This window comes from Nocardia cyriacigeorgica NBRC 100375 (assembly GCF_000308555.1).
Lineage (GTDB): Bacteria > Actinomycetota > Actinomycetes > Mycobacteriales > Mycobacteriaceae > Nocardia > Nocardia cyriacigeorgica.
Genome location: NZ_BAFY01000034.1, coordinates 14,157 through 34,812 on the forward strand (window position 1 = coordinate 14,157; position 20,656 = coordinate 34,812).

A 20,656-nucleotide genomic window follows, 5' to 3' on the forward strand; every position below is an offset into this window, starting at 1 on the left:
ATTCGCCGGTGCCGTGATCCGGGCCGATCGGCCTTCAGTCTGTCACAGCAACAGCAAGTCGATCATGACGGAACCGAGGCATACCGCGACCACTATGAGCAGCGCGACCGCGTCGGCGCGGCGGGGCGAGCCCGGGTTGGCGGTGAGCTGCCCGGTGCCGCCGCGCGCGGTGATCGCCTCACCCAATTCGCCTGCGCGGCGGGTGGATACCGCCATGGCGGCGGTCAGGATATCGATGAGCCCGTTGTCGGCGGCGCGATGCAGCAGATCGTCCTTGGGGCGCAGGCGCCGCGCGGCGTGCAGTACCCGGATCTCCTCGATGAGCAACGGCAGCCCGCGCAACGTCAGCGCGACGACCACCGCCCACTCGTCCACGGGAACACGCAATTTGCGCAGGGGCGCGCCGAGCTTGGCCAGCGCGGGCGCGATCTCGCTCATGGGCGTGGTCCAGGCGATGAGGAAGGAGGCGGCCACCAGGATCAAACTGAACGCCAGTACCTGGGCGAAGCGCAGCACCGCGGCACCGCCGACCGGCACATTGACCAGCACGCCGATCGCGGCGAGTCCCCAGAACCACCACGGCAGCCGCGGCAGCGTGCCGAGCGGCAGCCGGGCGAGCACGCCGACCAGCACCAGGAATCCGGTCATGATGCCGAGCACCGGCCAGGTGGGCCACAGCATCAGCACCACGCTGATCAGGAAGACCCCGATCATCTTGGTTCCGGCCCAGAGCCGGTGGATGGGGCTCTGCACGGGGACCTGTCGCAGCAACACGAGGCTCATGGCTGTCCTCCCTGCTCCATCCGCCACGCGGTGCCGGGTAAGGCCGGTGGATGGGCGGGCTCGGCGGGTTGCCGCACCGTGTCGGACACCGCGTGCACCGATTCGGCGATCCGGCCGTCGCGCAGATGCACCGTCCGATCGCAGATCGCGGCCACATCGTCGACATCGTGGGAGATGACGATGAGCGTCAGCCCAGAATCCCGCAGCCGGGCGAGCAGATCGACGATATCGGCGCGGCCCTCCGGGTCCAGCCCGGCCAGCGGCTCGTCCAGCACCACCACCTGCGGCCTGCTGGCCACGATCGCGGCGAGCACCACGCGTTTGGCTTGCCCGCCGCTGAGTTCCTCGATCGACCGTGCGGCCAGCGCACGATCCAAACCGACCGCGTCCAAGGCCCGCCCCACCGCACCGGAGCCGGTGGCACGCCCGCCCCAGTCGGCGATCTCGGCGCCGACGGTCTGTCGCTGTAGTTGCAGCCGGGAATGCTGGAATGCCAGCTCGACCCGCCCGATCTGGGAGCTGACGGGTTTGCCGGACAACTCGCACCGGCCCGCGCTCGGCTTGATCAGTCCGGCCATGATCCAGGCCAGGGTCGATTTGCCCGAGCCGTTGCCGCCGACCACCAGCAGCGCCTCACCACGCCGCACCGTCAGGTCGACGCCGTGCAGCGCCGGCGCCTGCCATGGTGTGCCCCGGTTGTAGGTGTGACGGATATCGCGCAGTTGCATGATCGGCTCGCCCATCGGCCGCCGGCGCGGATCGTGGCGCGGTTTGGGCCAGCCGGGCAGATGCCGCACCGCCCGGCCGCCGGACAGATGCACCACGCGATCGGCGGCGGCCGCATCGGCCTCGTGGTGGGTCACCAGGACGACGGCCATCCGGTGGCGTTTCGGCAGCTCGGCCAGCAGCGCGACCAGTTCACGGCGGCCGTCCGGGTCGATCATCGAGGTCGCCTCATCGGCGATGAGCAGCGCGGGCCGTCGTGCCAGGGCCGCCGCGACGGCGAGCCGCTGCTGCTGCCCGCCGGACAGCGCGGCGGTTTCCCGCTCGCCCATGCCGTCGAGCCCGACCTCGCGCAGCAGCCCGTCGACGTCGACCTGCTCGGCCAGCGCGGCAGGCAGGCCCCACACCACGTCATCGGCGACCAGCACGCCGAGGGTCTGGCTCTCCGGTCGTTGCAGGACCAGCGCGGTGCCGCCGAGATGCCCGAGCCCGGCCGAGCCGGGACGCTCGACGGCGCCCGAGGTCGGCGGCATCCCGGCCAGCAGCCGCGTCAACGTCGATTTGCCGGAGCCGTTGTGGCCGACCACCGCGACGAATTCGCCGACGTCGACGGTCAGGTCGATGCCGGTGAGCGCGTCGGCGCCGGCGCCGGGATAGCGGTATCCGGCCGCGCGCATGGTGACCGGCAGCGGCGCCACCGGCCGGTCGTCGGCCGGGGCGTCGAGCCGATCGGTGCCGGGCAGCCAGGCCAGCCGATCCAGGACCGAGCCCAGAACGAACCAGGAGATGAGGGCGGTGAGCACGGTGCCGAACAGCACGCCGCCACCGACGTAGATCCACCAGAAGCGCAGCACCACTTCGGTCACATCGGCGACGCCGTTGCCGAGGGGTTCCAGTTGCGGAGCCCGCCCGGCCAGGTCCTTCACACCTTCGGAGGTATTGCGGATAGTGTCGAACAACAGGTCGCGGGCTTGGGAGAAAACCAGCAGGAACCCGATGGAGAACGCCGTCCACCCGAGACCGGCGAGCGACGCGAGTCCGAGCACGGCGAGGATGCCGCCACCTCGGCGTTTGACGCCACCGATGATGCCGCCGATGGTGGCCGAGGCCGCCATGCCGGTCGCCGGGAGCAAGCCGGCGGCGACGAAGGTGACCAGCGCGGCAGCGATGGTCGTGGTGGCCACCGCGCGGAAGCGGTAACGATGGGCAAGCAGTCCGAGCGGTACCGCGGCGACCAGTTGCAGGGCGGTGGCCAGTGGGACCACCGAACCGATCGTCACCAGTCCGACGGTGACCCCGCCGAGGACGGCGCCGGTGGCCAGCTCGATCGGCCGTAGCGGGCCGTGTTCGCCGCGCGGGGCCGAGTCGGTGGACACATCACTCACGGCACAAGTCTGCCAGCCCGAATCGAGGGTGTTGCATCCATGCGCATGTACGCATATGTTGTCAGGTGTGGGACATGATCATTCGCATGGGATAGCGCCGGAGAGCGCGTCGGGTAAGTACCTGGGCCGGCTGGCGCTGGCGCTGGCCATCGGCGTCGGATTCATGCTGGTCGAGTTCGCGGTGGCGTTCACGACCGGCTCGCTGGCGCTGCTGTCGGATGCCGCGCACATGCTCACCGATGTGGTCGGCATCGGCATGGCGCTGTCGGCAATTCTGCTGGCGCGGCGCAGTCGCCCCACCTACACCCGGACCTTCGGTTACTACCGGGCCGAGGTGATCGCGGCGCTGGCCAATGCGGTGCTGTTGTTCGTGGTGGCCGGCTATGTGCTCTACGAGGCGCTGGCGCGCCTCGGTGAACCGCCGGAGGTGCCGGGGTGGCCGGTGCTGATCGTCGGCGTGGTCGGCCTGCTGGCCAACGTGGCCTCCTTCCTGCTGCTGCGCAGTGGCGCCAAGGAGAGCCTGAACGTGCGCGGCGCCTACCTCGAGGTGTTCGCCGACATGATCGGCTCGTTCGGCGTGCTGCTCTCGGCGGCCATCACGATCACCACCGGCTGGCGGTACGCGGACATGATCATCGGTGTCGCGATCGGCCTGTGGGTGCTGCCGCGTACCTATGTGCTGGCCAAGCGGTCGCTGCGGATCCTGTTCCAGCACAGTCCCGAGGAACTCGACGTCGAACAGGTCGCCGCCGAACTGGGTGCTGTCGAGGGCGTGGCCGACGTCCACGATCTGCACGTGTGGACCCTCACCTCCGGGATGGAGGTCGCCTCCGCGCACATCACCACCGCCGACGGTGCCAGCGGGGACCAGGTGCTGCGCGATGCTCAGCACGTGCTGGCCGAGCGGTTCCACATCAGCCATGCCACCCTCCAGGTCGAGACTTCCGATTGCGCTCGTCGCTGCGCGGAGCTGTCCTGGTAATCGATACTTTCGGCCATACTGTTGCCCATGGTGGACAGTCCGGTACGCGATTGGGATTTCCCGCGCGGCGTGGCCAGCGTGGCGCTGCTCACCGGTTACGCCGGTGAGCACGGCGTTCCCGTCGAGCGGATGCTCGACGGGACCGGGCTGACCGAACGCGTCCTGCACGATCCCGACGCCCAGATCGATGCGCGGACCGAACTCACCGTGATCCGCAATCTGGTCCGGGCGCTGCCGGATCGGCCGGCGCTCGGCGTGGAGGTCGGGCGCCGCTACCGCATCACCACCTTCGGCATCTTCGGCTTCGCCTGCATCAGCAGCCCGACCCTCGGCGAAGCCATTGCCTTCGCCCTGCGCTACCTCGACCTGAGCTTCACCTTCTGTCTGCCGGTGGCCGAGATGCGCGATGACGAATTCGTCGGCTGGATCCACGCCGAATCGGTGCCGGCCGACGTCCGCCAGTTCCTCATCGAACGTGACGTGACCGCGATGCACCAGGTCATGAGCGACCTCCTCGGCCGCCACATGCCGCTCACCCGAGCCGAATTCACCTTCCCCGAACCGCCCTACGCCGACCGCCTCGCCGAAGTGACCGTCGTGCGCCCCCGCTTCAATCGCCCGCAGAACTTCTTCGCCTTCGACCCCAGCATCGTCGACCAGCCCCTCCCGCAAGCCAACGAACACACCCTCGCCATCTGCCTCGCCCAATGCCGCGACCTCGTCCACCGCCGCCGCGCCCGCACCGGCATAGCCGCCGAAGTCCGCTCCCGCCTGATCCCGCACGGCGGCACCGACGGCCTGGCCGCCCCACCCGGAATCGACGCCGTAGCCCGCGACCTCAACATGAGCACCCGCACCCTGCGCCGCCACCTCGACGCCGCAGGCACCAGCTACCGGGCGTTGCTCGACGAGATGCGCCGCGCCCTCGCCGAAGAAATGCTCAGCACCACACCACTTTCGGTGAGCGACGTGGCGATTCGCCTGGGTTACGCCGAGGCGTCGACGTTCATCTACGCGTTCAAGAGATGGACGGGGACTACCCCCGCGGCATATCGCCGTCGGCGCGACCGTGTTCTAAGCTAGCGAATATGGTTGCAGGCGAATGGATCAGACACACAAGGATGCTCTGGTGCGACGCATGTCGGGATACCCCCTCCACCATGTCTGTTCGCCTGCTCGACAAGGTGAACGAGCACGGTAATATTCTGGAAGAGCGTCGCTGCGAAAACGGGCATCTCTCTGAACACGAAGCGAGGTTCCGCCCGGGAAACCCAGGCGACGCTACCGAATGGGATCGACCAGTGTAGGCGCAGTCCTGGATCACTGAAGCTGGCGACGCGCTGGAGCGCAAGCCTTTCGCCGTGAATCAAGTCTTCCAGGTTCCCGTCCGCCGTCGGAGTTCACTTCCGATGACCTCTGATGAGGCCGGTGTGACGACGGTGTCGTTGGCATCGACGCTGATGACGTAGCGGCCGGCAGCCCGGTGACGTTCGTGAATATCGATCCAGTTGAGGTACTGGGTTCGGGCGCGCCGCGGGTCGGTGGGGTGGTGCTCGACGCACAGGTAGCCCTCGCCGGCACGCGGTGCGCGTAGCAGGGACCGAATGCGTTCCTCGGCAGGTCGGTCACCGGTTTGCGTGTAGCCCCACCGTTCGGGTGGTTCTTCGCCGCGGACTCGCGGTGTATGCCCGATCAGCTGCGGTGTGGCACCGGCGGGACTAGGCGGCAACGTCGCTGCGATGTGGTCGGCCAGGCGATCGCGGGGCACAACGCGCATGATGATGTCGCCACCGTATTCAGGTGTAGTGCCGGGTTTCTGGAACAAGACGACGCCGAGGTCGGCAATCGCCGCTCCCACTGATCGAATGCGTCGGGAGGGATGACCGACTGTTCCTGAACAGATCAATCGAAGGTCAGGTTCTGCAAGGACTCGGAGAGGGCCCAGACGATCTGGATCACCGTCGCGCGGATAGCGCTGGCTCAGCTCGGCGCACAAGACTGCGTATTCGTCTTCGGTAGTGGGTGTTTCCAGGATGGCGATCGGTTCGGGGTACTCATCGCGACCGGTTTCACCCCACACCCAGGCAAACTCGTCCGGAGTGAAGGTCCAGCTCCGTTGTGTGTCGTTCACCGATTCGGATTGTCTTCGTCCGTCGACGCCATGCCTGCGAATGGTCCGGTGCCGGTTACGGTGAGGATCGTCTCCGACGATCCAGCCCCTTGCATTTCGGCCAGCTGCTCGTCGGTTATCGATGTCTCGTCCGAGATGGATATCGGCACCGGCGCTGGATCAGGGGCCGGTTCGTCCTGTATGTGCAGACGCTCGGCCGACTCGGTTGTTGGGCGGCTTTCGGCGATCGGCTCCCGGCGCATTGGCGGCTCGTCGACGGGAGCGGGCTCGAAACGTGCCCGGCGAGTGGTGGGTTCGTCGTAGGCGAGGTACGGCGAGAAATCATCCTCGACTGTTGACGAACTCTCCAATGGGACCTCTTCCGCGCCGACCACCCCAATCGGCGCAGTGATGCCCTCAGTCCAGTCGTCGTGAACTCGACGCAGGTACTCCGGGCCGTAATGTTCCTCATCGCCCTCTTGGTTCCGGCGAGCGCCTGAGCCGGGTGTCATCGGCCCCAAAGGCGATGTCGGCTGGCGTCCCAACATGGAGGGCGTGGATCGTGCGCCTCCGGTTGAGACTCCGCCTCCTCCGGGAAGACCTGATCCGGGATTTGGGCGCGACGTACCTAGGCCTCCGCTCCGGCCGTCCGGCGGAAGCGTCGGACGGCTACCAGTGCTCGGCACGTTGCCGAACGGACCGGAAGCCGGCGGCTGCGTGCCCGACGCCCCCGGCGTGGCGGAATTCGGTGTAGCGCTGGTCTGTGGACCGGGGAGTGTTGTCGTCGGTGCGGCACTCGCGGCGGTTGTATTGCTCGATCCACCGTTCGGGTCGGCCTGCTCGGCAGCTGGGCCGGTACCGCCGCCGTCGAGGGGGCTCCCAGCGCCAGCGCTCGCGCCAGGGCCGGGCTGTTCGACGGTCAGCGGTTGGCCTGGCGCTGGGCCTGCGCCGGATTCGGCTCCTCTCGGTCCCGTGTTGCTGGGGATATCTGACGGTCCGCCTGGCACATGCGCGGGGCCGTCGCCGATCTGAGGTACATCAGCGTACGTTGGCACGCCGGCACCGGCTGGCGGGAACGACGGTTTGTAGATGGTGTTCAGTGCGGCCACCGAAGCCAGTCGTGCCTGCTCGCGAGCATTGTTGACCTGACGTTCGTATTCGCCGTTGACGAGCCCCGGCAAGATCGACTGTTCCGTGTTGTCGGGATCAGCCTGTACTTGAACGATTGCCGGTGGCGGCTGTACTGCGGCGCGAACCGCTTCTGCTGCCCAGGCAGCAGCATCGAATCTGTCACTGACCGAACCGAAAACCTGACCGACCTGGTTCGCCGCCGCGGCGAACTTGGTCATGGCGGCCTCAGCTGCGTCCGCCGCCGCTCCCTGCCAGAGACCGTTGCCGAAGATGCGGTTGAGCCCCATCAGGTTGAAGGTCGCGAGATTCACCAACTCGGAGTAACACTCGTACCAGACGCGGCGCAGGGTCTGCAGACCGGCAGGATCGAGCCCGCCGGGCCCGTGGACGGCGTCGTAGAGCGCTTGGTGAGTCATGCCCTCGAAGTGTTCGAGCGTGCTGACGTAGTCCGGGTCGATACCGGCGCCGAGGTCGACGAGCTTCTGGTCCCGACGGGCAGCCCAGCCGAGCGCGTCGGTCACTTTTCCCCGCGCGGTCTGCACAGTGTTCTGGTCGAGCATGTCCTGGAAGCCAGGGACCGGGATCGATCCCGGCTGATGATCGTTGCTCATACCATCCCCCATATCGCTGGATACTACGACTCACAGTCGACCCGGTCAGGATAACAGCGGCGGTGATCGCCGCGACCGGAGCGGACCCAGTCGGATCGCAGCGACGTTGGAGAACCGCAGCGACCATCGTTAAGGTAAGCGGGTACGGGTCCGACGGATGGGGTCGGCACTTGATCGAGGGGGATATCCGTCATGCTCCAGGCCGATATCGACCAGCTAAATCGGCTGGCAACGACTCTCAACGACGTGGGTAACTCGATCGACGCGCTGGAGATTCGAACCGTCGGCGACCAGCTGGCCGCTGCATTGCCCGGGGCGCCGATCCCGGCCACCTGCGCCAAAGCTGGTGAATACACCGAAGGCGCATGGCTGCGCGTCGCACAGCGAATACGGCAGCTCGCCAACATCACGACTCAATGCGCGGCGAACTACCAGATGACGGACGAAGAGTTCGCCAAACAGCTGGACACCATGGCATTCCACCCGCCGAAGGACCGCTGATGCTGCAAGTAACCAAGACTCAGGTCGAGCAGTGGCAGCCGTGGAAGCTCTCGGAATGGGCCACACTGATCGAGACTCAGAGTCAGGCCTTCCAGGACCACCTTGGCCGCATGCGGACCCACTTCACCGGCCTCAACGGCTCTTGGTCCGGCAAAGCTCATGACGCCGCGTACGACCGCATGGCGACCGAAGCTGATCAGGACAGGAAACTCGCTGACGAAGTAGGTCAGCTGGTCACCGCGTTGCGAAATGCGGATGCCCGGATCAGCGGTGAGCGCCAGGCTCTCCTCGGCCGAGTGGCCGATGCGCAGGCACCATATTCGCTGGAGGGGCAGTCGATCATCATGACAGTCACCGACCAGTGGCAGGTGACGACAACGTCGACTTTCTCGGGCAAGCTTTCCACGGACGCCGTCACCAAGCTTCAGGACGAGATCCGCAACCGCCAAACCGCGATCAACACAGCGTATTTCAGCTTTGCCAATGCCGTGACCGAAGCGAACCAGACGCTGGACACCGACGCGGGCGATATCCGCGCGAAGGGCGATCTCATTGGCAACGGACTCGAATCCGCCCCCGCCGGACAACTTACCGGTGAGCAAGGCAAACTCGACGGCGAAACGGTCGCCGACGGAAAGCTGTCGCCGGAGGAAATCGCACGCATTGCCGACAACCTCGGACGTGCGGGCCTCACACCTTCTCAACTGGATGCCATGGCTCGCGGCGAGGAGATCACAGTTCCGGCGTCCACCATGGAGTACCTGACCCAGTTCTATGACAAGGCTGGAAGGGACGGACTGATCGGTGTTTCCGAGCAGCTCCGGACCGACAACTCCGAGCCATCCCAGAGGCTGCGTCAAGAGCTGGCGAACGGGCTCCTCACCGTCTCTAACGACAAGGTCGTCGGCCGCGATCCCCGTACCGGAAAAGAGGACCGCGGCGGCTGGGAGAAGCTCAACCCCGAGGTCCGCGAGATCATCGGCACCAGGCCGGCGTTCGGGAAGGACACCCCGGACGGAAACACCCGCGACCTGCCCGACGACTACCGGCCTGAATGGCACAACGCCAAGAACCGCCAAGGCTGCCTGGAAGACTACCTGAACGACATGTCGCAGTTCAGTGATCTGCTCAGCAACGCCGGCGAAGGCTACGAGCCAGGTGCCCGCCTCGGCGTCGAAATGGCGCGGCAGGGCGCCCACCAAGGCTATCTGCTCGATAATGGCGGTTACGGCGAATGGGTTAAGGTCTACTCCGGGGACGCCATCGGCATTCGGAACATGACCGAGGAAAGCGCTCAGAACTTCCTAGAAACAGGGACGCGTAGCAAGGAAGCCTCGTACGCGCTGATCACCGGCAATGGAAGCCCGGAACTTTTCGGCAAGGACACACCTGGCCAGACGTACAACGAGTACAGCTTCGACAAGATGATCGGCCCTGCTCTTGGCCATCAGTGGAGCGACGACGGCGCGGCGATCGGCAACATGTTCAACTGGATTCAGGACGACGCCACCTCGCCGGACACCCTGACCGCTACTCGTGCAGGCGAATCGGCATCGGCGCTCTCACGCTACATCGATAGCAATAAAGACTGGCTGATGAACATGGACGGCGATCGGACCGCCTCACTGGGTGAGACGAACCCCCGAGCGCTACGCGCATTCGCTGATGCGCTGCAGCCGTACATTCCGAATCTCGCAGGTGTTAATCCGCAGCACTTGACCACGGATGGATTCGAGTTGCCGCCGGAGGCAGTTAACGATCGAAGTCGGGCGATGGCGAAAGGAATCTTCGAGGTCATGAACACCGACAAAGACGTTGCTGAAGAATTCAATGCCAGCGCACTTCTTTCTGCTATGGACCTTCAAGAAGCGTGGGTCGACTCCGTTCTTGCGAACAAGCCAAATAACGCGCTCGCCGATGGCTATGGGGCAATCCATGGAATAATCGATGCCGGTTTGACCGAGGAAGCGAACGACAGAACGCGCGATATGGCTGGCCAGGCCGCGAACGCACACGCACGAAAGAGTGAAATATGGGACGCCGCAAAGGTTGCCCTGACAACGGGCATCAAATATGTTCCGGTCGTCGGTCCCGTTGCTGGCGATATGGCCGGTAACATCGCCTCGCCCGCGATTGACGCTGCAAACACGGCTGTAAAGAACGCAACTCTGGGTGTCTATCTTGCTCCAGACCCGGCGTCACCGCAGTTAACCGAAGGTACCTCGCTGTCGCCAGGAAAGCAGATGTACCAGCTCGCGCAGGTACTCGAATCCAGGACGGGCCCTATCCCTCACGATCCAAGCTACGCTGGACTTTTTGACGCAAGTGGAAAACTCAAGGGATACGCGGAGCTCACCGATGGTGCAGGTATGTACGATAACGACCTTCGATCGCAGCTCCAGAATATCCTCGATAGCTATCGAGGTGGTGCGCTGAGCACCCCACTGCAAAACTTCGGAATAATAAGCCAAGATGCGGAAATGGACGCGAGGTGACGACTGCTGGTGGCTAACTGCGCTAGCCCAGCGCGGTGACGCTTTCGGTACGTTCGATCAATAGCTCAGCCGCCCTCGAGACCTGCTCGTCGGTCATCTCGAGAGATTTGTCGGCCGCTAGGATCTGAAGCGAAACGTGCCAATTATCGACTGCGACCGCTAAGTCCAAACTGCCCTTTGATGAAGTAGATTCCTTGATCCGGTTATCTCGAATCCAAATATCGACGGAGTAACCCGGAAGCCGTTTATACCCTAGAACTTCACGCTGAGCTGCGTCAGGATGCACCACGTCACTCTGCGGTGATTCTAGGCCGACTATTGCGCGCACGGGATTGTCAAGCTTGCCTGCATAATTGCACGCCACGCTATCCAGGTCGGAAATCTTGGCATCAAGATTATCGGCTGATCTCAGGCTGACGTCATTGATGGTCAAATCTTCTTGAAAGAATTTCAGGAAGGGTTCGCAAAACGCTCTGACCGAGGGGCCTTGAGTTGTGGGAGGATATTCCTTTGCGCATGCTGATAACGTAGACAGTGCTGCTGTTTCGAGTATGATAACCGCAGCCGCTGCTAACCTGTGGCGGTTCATTCTGACCAGCCTTTCCTTTCAGGAGTACTGAAGGGGAATTCGGTGAACGAGAGTTATTGGGATCACGAAATCAATCCCTCGATTCGGCTCGCCAGTGCGTCGATGTGCTGTTCCGCTTTCCAGTCGGTACACACATCGAGACACGCTAGCCTGACCATGAGAACCCCGTCGGGCCCTGGCATGACGATCATATGTCCGGATGCTCCATCCTCGAGTCGGAATCCTGTTCGATCGCCGATGGTTGCCGGGGGTGCTTCGGGATGTCGATCCTGCATCGTTTGAAAGGTCATATTCCCCGATTGAATCGACATGAATGCGACCGGAAATTCTATCTCATCCACCTTGTTCAAGCGGTTGAAAACGCATCCGATGAACATCTCATTGTCGGTAAAGTGAGTATGCCAGTCACGTCGTTGTCGAGTTTCGGGTTCGAACCCGAATTCTTCTGGGATAGAATCATCGATTCGAAAGCATGGATCCCACTTGAACGATGTGTCCTCGGGTGTCGAAGGAAGCGAGACTTGAATAGCTATTTCGCTGCTGGTCGCTTCGTCGCATGCGATAGCGCCGGCGGATAAAGTCAGAATCCCTGCCATGAGGGCGAGGTATTTCCAGCTAACCCTTCGGATCATTTGTTGCGGAGTCTCCCGTCACGCAGGGCTGTTGGCGGGGTGTGGTTCTAAGAGAACCGCAGCGTAGGCTGATTATTCGGAGGGGGTAGTCAACTTGTCGGCAAGGACGCCTCTAACTTGGCAGATATAGTGTCGATGCCATCGCAGGCCCGCTCAGTGGTAAATGCAGCGTTAACGCTTTTGGCGATGGACAGCGTGCCGTCCGGGCTCTCAATGATGACATGGCAGGAGCGAGCTGCGGTATTTTCGTATCTGATCGCGTTACGTCCACCAACGGATATTTCTGTGTACTTCCCCGATTCTCGGTCGCGGAATTCGTTCAGAGTTATGTTTGACGAGTCGATATCTAGTGTGCTTGTGGCGCGCATGGCGCCCCGAACTTCTTCCTTTCGGTCGAATGTGCAGCCCAAGAAAGAATATGTGTCGAATATCGAATCCCCTCGTCTTCTAGTGCGAGGATCGAAATCGATTTCGACGATGACGCTGTCTGTCAGCGACGTGCAAGGGTCGTACTGGACCGTTCTGCGCCCACCGTTATTGATCTGCACCGGTGGCGATGAGACGGGGGCGGCAAGGGTGGGGGCAGGAGTGGTGCTGCTCTGTTCTTCCGTGCCCGAAGTCGGGGAGTTGGCACATGCAGACAGGAGGGAACCCATGACCGCTGTGCTGAGTACGACATAGAAGACCTGCCTCATGATTGCCCGCTATTGCCTGCGGCTTCGGCTGCGAATCGCAGTGCGTCGGCGTTGCGTTGATCTGCCTCTTCCGCGAGATTCGCGGCCCGCAAGCATGCGACTTGCATGAGCATCGCACCCTCGATCAGCTTGTCCAGCACCGATATTCCATCTGCGGCTTTGTTGGAGAAGCCCTGAGTGAGCTGTTTTCCGGATTCGAAGCCGCCGAACCCGATCGGATCCAGCGCCTGATCGCGCAACTTGTTCCGGACATTTTGCAGACCTGCGATCATGTCGTCGTACTTCTGTACAGCTTGCCGAGCAACTTCCTCGTCGTACCTGATTACTCCGGCCGCCGCAGCTTGGCTGAAAGCTGCGATTTCTGTCTGGCCGTAGTCGATGCTGGCGCCCGTCACGATACCCCCATTCGATGGTCGATCTGCAAGGTTACCAGCAGCTCTCAAGCAGGGCATGCGGTTGAACGAGGCCAACTCGGCGTGGATGACCGGTCAGGCTGCGGCGAATTCGCCGCCGTGGATTCCGGCTGTAAACGCGGCCCACTCCTGGTGAGTGAAGGTGAGGGTTGTGTTGCCGGAGTGTAAGTGGACCCCGCGGGACGTCTGCTCAATCCGGGGGAATGCCTGTCGGGATCGGGTGGACTTCCCCGCCACAGCTCCTATGAACGTTTCCCATTTGTCTGCCGACAGCGTGATTACAGGCTGTTCAGCCGGGTCGTTGGCGGGGTTGCGTAGGTACTTGCTATCCCGGATCAGGACCACGTCACCGTCGAACTTGACCTCCACGCAGTTTCCGCCACCGCCGTCGCCGCTTCGACTACTCTTTCGCCATCCATCAGCTAGCGCTGGTCCCGGGGTCGGCATTGCGTGACCTTCCATCTACTGGCATGAACAGGTCAAGCATACTCGGCTGCCACCTCGGGTTATCGGGACCATTTCTGCAGTTCAGCGATGGATTCCTCACGGTCGAGGGTCGCCTGTTCGAGGCGGTCGAAAGCTGCCACGAACCGTTTGATGCCATCATCTTCGACGTAGATCACGCCGGCGGGAGTCTCGATGCATGCCAGGTTCGGGTAGGGCTCGGGCATGTTGAACAGTTTGAATGAGCCGTCGGGTGCAGCGTGTGCGCCGAGCCGTTCGGGCAGTACGCGGATGTGAATGTTGGGGCGCAGCGCGACTTCTGCGAGGTGCTCGAGCTGCTCGGTCATGACCCGATGTCCACCGACCGGGCGCCGCAGGACTGATTCGTCCAGGATTGCCGTGAACTGTGTCGGCCGGGGGAGGCTCAGGGTCTGCTGGCGCAGCATCCGGACCTCGAGCCAGCGGTCCACCTGCTCGTCGGGCACGTCGGGATCAACGGCACGCATCACAGCCTCGGCATAGGCCGGAGTCTGCAGCAGGCCGGGCACCACGATCGGATTGAATGATTTGATCTCAGCGGCACGGGCTTCGAGCCAGGCGTAGTCGACGATCGATGGGTCGACGTCCTTGGCGTAACCCTCCCACCAGCCCTTCTGCCAGACCTCCATGCTCAGCTTGCGGAGCGACGATCGGATGGGCTCGCTGGAAACTCCATACAGCGTCAGTAGTTCCTGGACATCGTTGTCGCGTGGTGGGTAGAGGCCGGCCTCGAATCTGCTGACCGTCGACGAGTCGCGATTGAGATACGCGGCGGCTTCTTTGAGGGTGAGCCCAGCAGCTTCGCGATACCGGCGCAGCTGCTGGCCGAGCCACTGAGCACGCAGCGTCGGTTCCGGTCGTGCTGCCATGGAAGCCTCACCTCCGTGTCGAAGTCGTCAGCCGACCTTACAACTAATTAGGTGTCGTGCAATATTGCACACATGGTGCAGGATTGTGGCTACGATGCATGTGACGAACCGGGCCAAGATCGGAGAACAGCGTGGGGAACGGGGTTGCTCGACCGAAGGTTGGATCGCTGCGAGCGAGGTGGGTGCGATGATCCCGCTCCCATCGAAGGACATGGTGCTGGAGGCGTGTGCGGGCATCGTCGTGCTCGAGCATCCGCTACTTCAAGCCGCGTATGAGCTGGCGAGCATGCATGAGGCGCGGATGGATTCGTCTCCGGACTGTTTCACCGAGATCGATAGGCAGCGTGGGGTGTTGATGCGGGCTATCGATCGCTGGGTGGCCGCGACAATCGTCCCTGCTCGTGGTGCGGCGTATCAGCACACCGAAACCGTTGGGGCAGTGATCGATCGGATGGCGCAGCTGTCGGTTGCGGCGCGCGGGAGCATCGCGGCCGGTGCGCCGGATCGCGAGATGCGGGTGGCGTGGCAGCGGTTGGCTGAGTTGACGGTCGGATACACCGACCTGTCGTTCGAGATCTCGGCTGGTGTGCGCCGACTGCCCGACCTCACCGTGCCTGCCGCGGGAACCGTCGAGTGAGTTTCGAATAGACAACTAATGCAGGGGGTTTCGATGTCGGACTACTTGGCCGCGCTTGCAGTCGCCGGACCTGTCGCCGTGCTATTGCTCGGCTTGATCTATGTCCTGCCCTACACCTTCGGTGATGATGAGCCGCCGATCCAGGCGCGGGCGCCGCGGATGTCGGTGCGAACGGCGCACGCCACCATGCGATCGCACCGCCGATGCGGCATCGACAGCTGCCCGCACAAGCGGGATGCATACCAGACCCTTGTCGCGTTCGGGGTCATCAGGCCGGACGCCAGGGCCGAGCGGTACCTGCGGTGACCGAGCCCGACGAGGAACCGCGGGCGTGGGTGCAGTGGGACGACGGGACGTGGTCGACGCTCGATGCGTACGGGATGCCCAGTGAGCGGCAGTCTCTCGATGAGTTGTTCGACTCGTTCCGGAGAGGTTCGACAGCGAAGCGAGACACCGAGCCCGGATCTGACTGATGTCCTGCGTCAGGTCTGGGCAACGCAGTGATGCGCCGTAGGATTCTGCATCAGTGGATTGCGGGTGAGGAGTGGTGTGTCGCGGACCAAGCCGTTGATCGGGCCGATGGCGCTGGTATGGACGCTGGGTGTGCCCGTCGCGGCATTCTTCTTTCTGGCCGGCACCGTGAAGCTTGTTGGCGCACTGGCCGACCTGTCCGGTTCGGACCTCGCCGCAGTGCTCGTTCTCCCCGCGAGCGCGCTCCTGGGCATACCCGCATGGATGCTGCTCCTGAACGCGGCATGGCGGCTGCGCCGCGGCTACGTGCGCCGCGTCGGGAGCCCGGCGGAAGCCGTTGTGGTCGAATCCGACCTGCGATGCAAGCACAGCCGAGCCTTCTTCGGCTTCGATCTGTGGCGCGTGCGGATCGAAACCCGGTCCGTGCACCCGGACACAGGCGACGAGGTCCGCGTGCGAAAGGAATACTTCTACCACCAATTCCGCGAATCCCGAGCCCGCGCGATGGTCGAACAACTGCACGCAGGGGCGACCCTGCCAGTAGTGGTCCACAAGAAGTCGGCCATCCTCGAGATCCCCAAAAGACCGGTCTGGACCGATATCTGGTGAATCGGTGTCCGCTGCTGAGAGCACCTGTGACGATTAGCTCTCGCGCTGATCACGCCGCGTGGGGCAATGATAAGCGCACTTATTATAGGTGTGTTTATCATTGCTCAGTACGGTGCGACGCCGATCCACCCACCCATCGGCACACTGCGGAAATGTGTTGTCAGGGCGTGATTTTCATCGATGACGTGCAGCGCTACGGCAGGGTCCGGTGCGTAGTCCATTACGCGGTCGGGCAGGGCCAGTTCCCATTCGCCGCCGAGGACCGACGCGGTGCTCGGCGCTACGAGGAGGGGCTTGCCGGCGAAGGTGGTGGTCGCGGCGGAGTGGGCGTGGCCGGTGAGGACGGCGAGGATGCGGTCGTCGGCGGCCACGAGTTCGGCCAGGCGGCCGGGGTCGGCGAGGGCGATCTCGTCGACGACCGGGCTGTAGAGGTGGGCGGGGGGATGGTGCATGGCCAGCAGGATCGGGTCGTCGGCGGGGGCGTCGGCGAGGACGCCGCGCAGCCAGTCGTAGGTGTCGTCGGTGAGGTGGCCGCTGGGTTCGCCGGGGACGCTGGAATCGAGCAGGATCAACGTCAGCGGGCCGACGCGGTGGGCGTGGTTGATCGGTTCGGTCGACGACGGCAGCCCGAGCAGAACCTCGCGGAACGCGCCGCGATCGTCGTGGTTACCCGGCAGGGCGTAGACGGGGATATCGGCCTGTAGGGCGATGCGCGCTTCGGCGTACTGATCGGGTTTACCGGAATCGGTGACGTCGCCGGTGACCAGGATGGCGTCGGGCCGTCGGCGTAGATCGGCCAGATAGGCCATGACCCGCTCTGCCCGTTCGACATTGCGGGGTCCGAGATCGAAATGTGTGTCGCTGACCTGAGCCACCAGGATCATGCCCATCTGCTTTCTCTGGGGGATCGCTCCATTGCGAACAGAGTGCACCGCACCTCCCGCAGTGCCCTGTTTCAGGCTAGTTGACCAGCGGAATCGTTGTCGCCATGAGGCTCGCCACCTGGATTTCTGTTACCGCGAGACCGTGTTGCGCCTCATAGTGAACTGTCCAGCGAGGATCGGCACGGCCTGTTAGTGAACGCCGCCGGCCACACCCGGAACCTCTGCTGACCGCACCTGCGATCAGCGATCATCCGAGCCGGTCTGCTGCGCTACTCAACAGCTCGGCCGCGGTGCCCGGTTCGGCCGCCAGCGGCGCCCAGAAGGCGTCACCGGGCTCCGCCTCGAGGTTCAACTCCGGCGGGGTCCGCCAGTCCGCCGCCAGCCCCAACTGCCAGGAATGCAGGTAGGTGCGGTCGTGCGTGCCCGATTTGTCGAACAGCGGATCGCCGGCGATGGCATGGCCGATCCAGGCCAGGTGGACGCGGATCTGATGACGCCGCCCGGTGACGGGGCGCAGCGCGAGGACGGTGTGGTCGCCGTGCCGCAGCACGGTCGCGAAGCGGGTGGTGGATGGGTAGTTCTTGGTGTCGAGCAGATCACCGGGCTCCACGAACCAGCGGTCCCCGGTGGTCTGAATGCTCTCCCTCGGCGCCGCGATCCGCACCCGGTTCTTGCGCCCGACACTCAGCGGCAGCTCGATGGTGCCGGTGTCGGGTAGCTCGCCCTCCGGTGTCGTGACGATCGCGAGATACGTCTTCCGCGCGGTCTGCTTGTTGAACTGCCTGGTCAGCTGCCCATGCGCGGCGAGATCCTTGGCCAGCAGCACCACACCCGACGTCACCTTGTCGATGCGATGCACCGGATACAGCGTCTCGCCGACGGCCGCCGCGGCCTGCACGATGTCGGTGTCGTGCCGTTCGCCGGTCACCGAGATCCCCGCGGGTTTGTTCAGCGCGACGATCGCGTCGTCCTCGGCGATACGGCAGCGTTCACGCAGGTCGGGCCAGTCGATATCCACCGGGCCGAGCCTAGATGAGCGCCCACGAAGCCTCCCCGTCGCTGGGCAGGATCGGGCTCAGCGGTTCTTCCCGTTGCGCCGCAGCACGTGCGGGCGCAGCCGGTTGAAGCCGCGTACCCGCACACTGCGCAGATGCCGGATGGCGAATTCGGGTTCACCGGCGAGTTCGGCGGCCGCGGCGTCATCGACGAGGACGGTGCCGGGCCGCGCCACGCCGGTCAGCCGGGCCGCGATGTTCACCACCGAGCCGTACAGATCCCCGAATCGTTGCAACACCGGCCCGTAGGCGACGGCGACGCGCAGTTCGGGCGTGGTGCCGACGGTCATGGTGCTCTCTTGAATGGCCACGGCGATCCGGGCCGCCTCGAGCGCGGTTTCGGCGGCGAACATGACCTCATCGCCGACGTTCTTGATCACCCAGCCGCCGTTTTCAGTGATGGCGGCCGTGGTGGTGGATTCGAACGCCTCGAGCAGTGTGGACAGCTCATCGGGGTGCAGATGCCTGGTCAACCGGGTGTAGCCGACCATATCGGCGAACCCGACGGCCAGCTCCCTGGTCGAATCCGCGGCCGTGCCCGCGCCGTCGAGCGAGCGGGCCAGGGCAGCCGCCAGATGCCTGCGCCAGGCGTAGGCGTGCAGTTCTTCCAGGATCTGCACCGTCGCCTCGGTGGCTTGGCGGGCGATGGTGGCCGGATCGGCGTCGGGATCGGCGGCGGCCACGCGGCGGGTGATCTCGTCGAGCACCAGATCCACCTGCCATTCGGCCAGCCGTGCCATCGACTGGCCGATGGTGCGGGCGGTCGCGGCCTGCTGGCGCAGATCCGTCGACGCGAGCACGCCCAGTTCGCGGAACTCGCGCACGGCGCGTACGTCGGCGTCGGTGTAGTCCAGCGTCGCCTCGTCACCGCCCGCGGGGAAACCGAGCGCGACCCACAGCCTGCGCGATACCTCGACGGGCACACCGGTCTGGCGTGCCACATCATCGCGGTTGTAGCGGCGGGTGCCGTCCAGCAGGTACGTCTCGACGACCGACTGCACCAGTTGCGTCATCTCGGGCGACACCATGTCCGAAACCCTACGGGGCCGGACGCTGCCGAACGAGGTTCTTGCGACGAGATTGTGGCGTCACACGAAATCACCGGAAGGCGATCGGCCTGTCGGTCGGCAGGTTGACGAAACTCGGCGCGTTCGGATCGAGCACCAGATGCTGCGGCTTGAGTTCGCTGGCATTGAGCATCGGCCGGAAGGCCAGCGCCTTGGGCGAATTGCCCGCGAAGACGTCCACCCGCAGCCGATGCCCCGGTTGCAGGATGGCCTGCGTGGGGATGACGGCGATATCGAGCGTGATCGCCTCGCCCGGCGGCACCGGCAGCACGCTGTCGAGGGTGATCGGGTTGTGCGGTGCGGTCAGATCGCCGTTGGCCGAACGGGTGCTCTTGGCTTCGTCGATGGCGCGCAGCGAGGAGGTGAGCTGCCCGGTGGACAACACCGTGGACCTCCCGTCCGGTGCGACGTCGTTGACGGTGACGTTCCAGTACCCGTCGGCGGCATCGTGCACGGTATTGAGATGGACGTTGATCGGTCCGGAAATCACGGTCGGCTCGGTGATCTCGGCGCTGGTGAAGGTGAGTCCGTTGCGTTCAGCGATCCGGGAATCCTTGGCGCAGGCGTCGATCACCGCCGTCATGCCCGCCGAACCCTGGGCGGCGTCGCGCGAGCATGCGGTGGTGAGGCCGGGGGCGACGGTGAGGCGGGTGGTGTCGGGGGCGGGCGCGGCTGTCAGCGAGCCGTCGTGCAGGCTGTCGCGGGTGGTGCCGCTGGGTGCGCCGGACAGATAGACCCGCCGGTGCGTCATGCCCGGTTTCGGGAACTCGGGGAGGGTGACCCAGCCGCCGCCCTGCTCCCACACCGTGACCGGCCCGAATCCGGTGACGCCGTTGTCGATGTCTTTGAGCCAGTGGTCGAACCAGGCCCGCTGCAAGACATCGAGCCGAGCCGGTGCGCCCGGAACGCCCGTGCCCGCACCGGGGTTCGCGTGATAGGTGTCGCCGACCACCAGCTTCTTCTGGTCCGCGGGCAGCGGGATGGCGTTGTAGAGGGTGGTGGCGCTGTTGGCGAAGATGTCGTGCCAGCCGCCGTAGACGAAGGTGGGCACGCCGACCTTCTCGGGACGGCCCATGATGCCTTCCCGGAAGGCGCTGTTCTCGTCGAGTGCGGCCGAGAGCGCGGGCGGCACATTGTGCAGCGAGGGCGTCAGCAGGGCCTGGGCCAGCAGGTCGAAGTTGGTGAGCGGATCGCGGCGACGGTCGTTGAACCAGCGCCAGTCGAAGGTGCCGTTCAGCATCGAGCTGATATCGGGCAGCAGTTTGGCGTTGTTCACCGAGTTCAGCCACATCGGCAGGAAGGTGGTGCCGATGCCGCCGCCCGGCGCCACCACATCGCGCATGAGGTCGCTACCCGGTTCCACCGGGAAGATCGCGCGCAACGACGACGGGGGGTTCTCCGCCGCCCGTAGCTGATTGATGCCGGAATAGGAGCCGCCGCTCATCGCGATCCGTCCGTTGGACCACGGCTGGGCCGCCGCCCAATCGATCACCTCGCGGGTGTCGAGTTGTTCGCGCGCGCCGAGGGTGTT

At 64.5% G+C, this 20,656-nt stretch carries 21 protein-coding genes; 7 read left to right on the forward strand and 14 right to left on the reverse strand.

Translation table 11 applies throughout. The features are described 5' to 3' along the window. Positions 1-42: 42 nt before the first annotated feature. Both RJ05_RS03505 and RJ05_RS03510 read right to left on the reverse strand, forming a co-directional pair. Positions 43-783 (reverse strand): energy-coupling factor transporter transmembrane component T family protein, encoded by a 741-nt coding sequence (locus RJ05_RS03505; RefSeq protein WP_036533033.1) that lies wholly within the window; start codon positions 781-783, stop codon positions 43-45. Next, the gene (locus RJ05_RS03510) at positions 780-2,882 is read right to left on the reverse strand and encodes an ABC transporter ATP-binding protein (RefSeq protein WP_081597150.1); all 2,103 of its coding nucleotides are present in this window, start codon (positions 2,880-2,882) and stop codon (positions 780-782) included. Before RJ05_RS03510 ends, RJ05_RS03505 begins: the two co-directional genes overlap by 4 nt. A gap of 76 nt (positions 2,883-2,958) precedes the next feature. On the opposite strand from RJ05_RS03510, the gene RJ05_RS03515 reads away from it, so the two are divergent. Together RJ05_RS03515 and RJ05_RS03520 are read left to right on the forward strand one after the other, a co-directional pair. Further along, the gene (locus RJ05_RS03515) at positions 2,959-3,873 is read left to right on the forward strand and encodes a cation diffusion facilitator family transporter (protein WP_217998993.1); all 915 of its coding nucleotides are present in this window, start codon (positions 2,959-2,961) and stop codon (positions 3,871-3,873) included. Between the two features lie 27 nt (positions 3,874-3,900). Next, positions 3,901-4,956 (forward strand): AraC family transcriptional regulator, encoded by a 1,056-nt coding sequence (locus RJ05_RS03520; RefSeq protein WP_036533038.1) that lies wholly within the window; start codon positions 3,901-3,903, stop codon positions 4,954-4,956. A gap of 283 nt (positions 4,957-5,239) precedes the next feature. Here the strand turns inward: RJ05_RS03520 and RJ05_RS29780 are convergent, their stop codons facing one another. Continuing rightward, complete coding sequence (locus tag RJ05_RS29780) at positions 5,240-6,004, reverse strand: ESX secretion-associated protein EspG (RefSeq protein ID WP_036533040.1); 765 nt, start codon at positions 6,002-6,004, stop codon at positions 5,240-5,242. After that, a complete protein-coding gene (locus tag RJ05_RS31265; RefSeq protein WP_158682446.1) occupies positions 6,001-7,725 on the reverse strand; it encodes a hypothetical protein in 1,725 nt (574 codons plus the stop codon). Before RJ05_RS31265 ends, RJ05_RS29780 begins: the two co-directional genes overlap by 4 nt. A gap of 192 nt (positions 7,726-7,917) precedes the next feature. Here RJ05_RS31265 and RJ05_RS03540 point away from each other — a divergent pair, with 192 nt between their 5' ends. Further along, on the forward strand, positions 7,918-8,226 hold the full coding sequence (locus tag RJ05_RS03540) for a type VII secretion target (RefSeq protein ID WP_051016194.1): 309 nt from the start codon (positions 7,918-7,920) through the stop codon (positions 8,224-8,226). Further along, entirely contained in the window at positions 8,226-10,721 is a 2,496-nt protein-coding gene (locus RJ05_RS03545; protein ID WP_036533046.1) for a WXG100 family type VII secretion target, read from the forward strand. The genes RJ05_RS03540 and RJ05_RS03545 overlap by 1 nt, the downstream gene beginning before the upstream one ends. 22 nt (positions 10,722-10,743) lie before the next feature. Here RJ05_RS03545 and RJ05_RS30670 read toward each other — a convergent pair whose 3' ends face one another. The 6 genes from RJ05_RS30670 to RJ05_RS03560 all read right to left on the reverse strand — a co-directional run bounded on the left by RJ05_RS30670 (position 10,744) and on the right by RJ05_RS03560 (position 14,402). Continuing rightward, positions 10,744-11,310, reverse strand: coding sequence for a hypothetical protein (locus tag RJ05_RS30670; RefSeq protein WP_138445761.1), 567 nt, complete (start codon positions 11,308-11,310; stop codon positions 10,744-10,746). Between the two features lie 62 nt (positions 11,311-11,372). Further along, positions 11,373-11,906 (reverse strand): hypothetical protein, encoded by a 534-nt coding sequence (locus RJ05_RS30675; protein ID WP_138445762.1) that lies wholly within the window; start codon positions 11,904-11,906, stop codon positions 11,373-11,375. 125 nt (positions 11,907-12,031) lie between these two features. After that, complete coding sequence (locus RJ05_RS29785; protein ID WP_081597152.1) at positions 12,032-12,637, reverse strand: DUF3558 domain-containing protein; 606 nt, start codon at positions 12,635-12,637, stop codon at positions 12,032-12,034. Further along, positions 12,634-13,032, reverse strand: coding sequence for a hypothetical protein (locus tag RJ05_RS03550; protein WP_138445763.1), 399 nt, complete (start codon positions 13,030-13,032; stop codon positions 12,634-12,636). Before RJ05_RS03550 ends, RJ05_RS29785 begins: the two co-directional genes overlap by 4 nt. A 93-nt stretch (positions 13,033-13,125) precedes the next feature. Then, complete coding sequence (locus RJ05_RS03555; RefSeq protein WP_051016198.1) at positions 13,126-13,512, reverse strand: DUF397 domain-containing protein; 387 nt, start codon at positions 13,510-13,512, stop codon at positions 13,126-13,128. Between the two features lie 44 nt (positions 13,513-13,556). Next, complete coding sequence (locus RJ05_RS03560) at positions 13,557-14,402, reverse strand: helix-turn-helix domain-containing protein (RefSeq protein WP_036533048.1); 846 nt, start codon at positions 14,400-14,402, stop codon at positions 13,557-13,559. A 187-nt stretch (positions 14,403-14,589) separates the two neighbouring features. Between RJ05_RS03560 and RJ05_RS03565 the strand changes: the two genes are divergently transcribed. The 3 genes from RJ05_RS03565 to RJ05_RS03575 all read left to right on the forward strand — a co-directional run bounded on the left by RJ05_RS03565 (position 14,590) and on the right by RJ05_RS03575 (position 16,119). Next, positions 14,590-15,039, forward strand: a complete 450-nt coding sequence (locus RJ05_RS03565; RefSeq protein WP_036533083.1) for a DUF4254 domain-containing protein — start codon at positions 14,590-14,592, stop codon at positions 15,037-15,039. 33 nt (positions 15,040-15,072) lie between these two features. Next, complete coding sequence (locus tag RJ05_RS03570) at positions 15,073-15,345, forward strand: hypothetical protein (protein ID WP_138445818.1); 273 nt, start codon at positions 15,073-15,075, stop codon at positions 15,343-15,345. 243 nt (positions 15,346-15,588) lie between these two features. Continuing rightward, positions 15,589-16,119, forward strand: coding sequence for a hypothetical protein (locus RJ05_RS03575; RefSeq protein ID WP_036533053.1), 531 nt, complete (start codon positions 15,589-15,591; stop codon positions 16,117-16,119). 104 nt (positions 16,120-16,223) lie between these two features. Here the strand turns inward: RJ05_RS03575 and RJ05_RS03580 are convergent, their stop codons facing one another. The 4 genes from RJ05_RS03580 to RJ05_RS03595 all read right to left on the reverse strand — a co-directional run. After that, positions 16,224-17,003, reverse strand: coding sequence for a metallophosphoesterase (locus tag RJ05_RS03580; RefSeq protein WP_036533084.1), 780 nt, complete (start codon positions 17,001-17,003; stop codon positions 16,224-16,226). A gap of 247 nt (positions 17,004-17,250) precedes the next feature. After that, entirely contained in the window at positions 17,251-18,021 is a 771-nt protein-coding gene (locus tag RJ05_RS03585) for an RluA family pseudouridine synthase (protein WP_036533055.1), read from the reverse strand. 57 nt (positions 18,022-18,078) lie between these two features. Then, entirely contained in the window at positions 18,079-19,086 is a 1,008-nt protein-coding gene (locus RJ05_RS03590) for an adenylate/guanylate cyclase domain-containing protein (RefSeq protein ID WP_036533058.1), read from the reverse strand. A gap of 70 nt (positions 19,087-19,156) precedes the next feature. After that, positions 19,157-20,656 (reverse strand): CocE/NonD family hydrolase (locus RJ05_RS03595; RefSeq protein WP_036533059.1); only part of this gene is annotated, 1,500 nt, incomplete at its 5' end.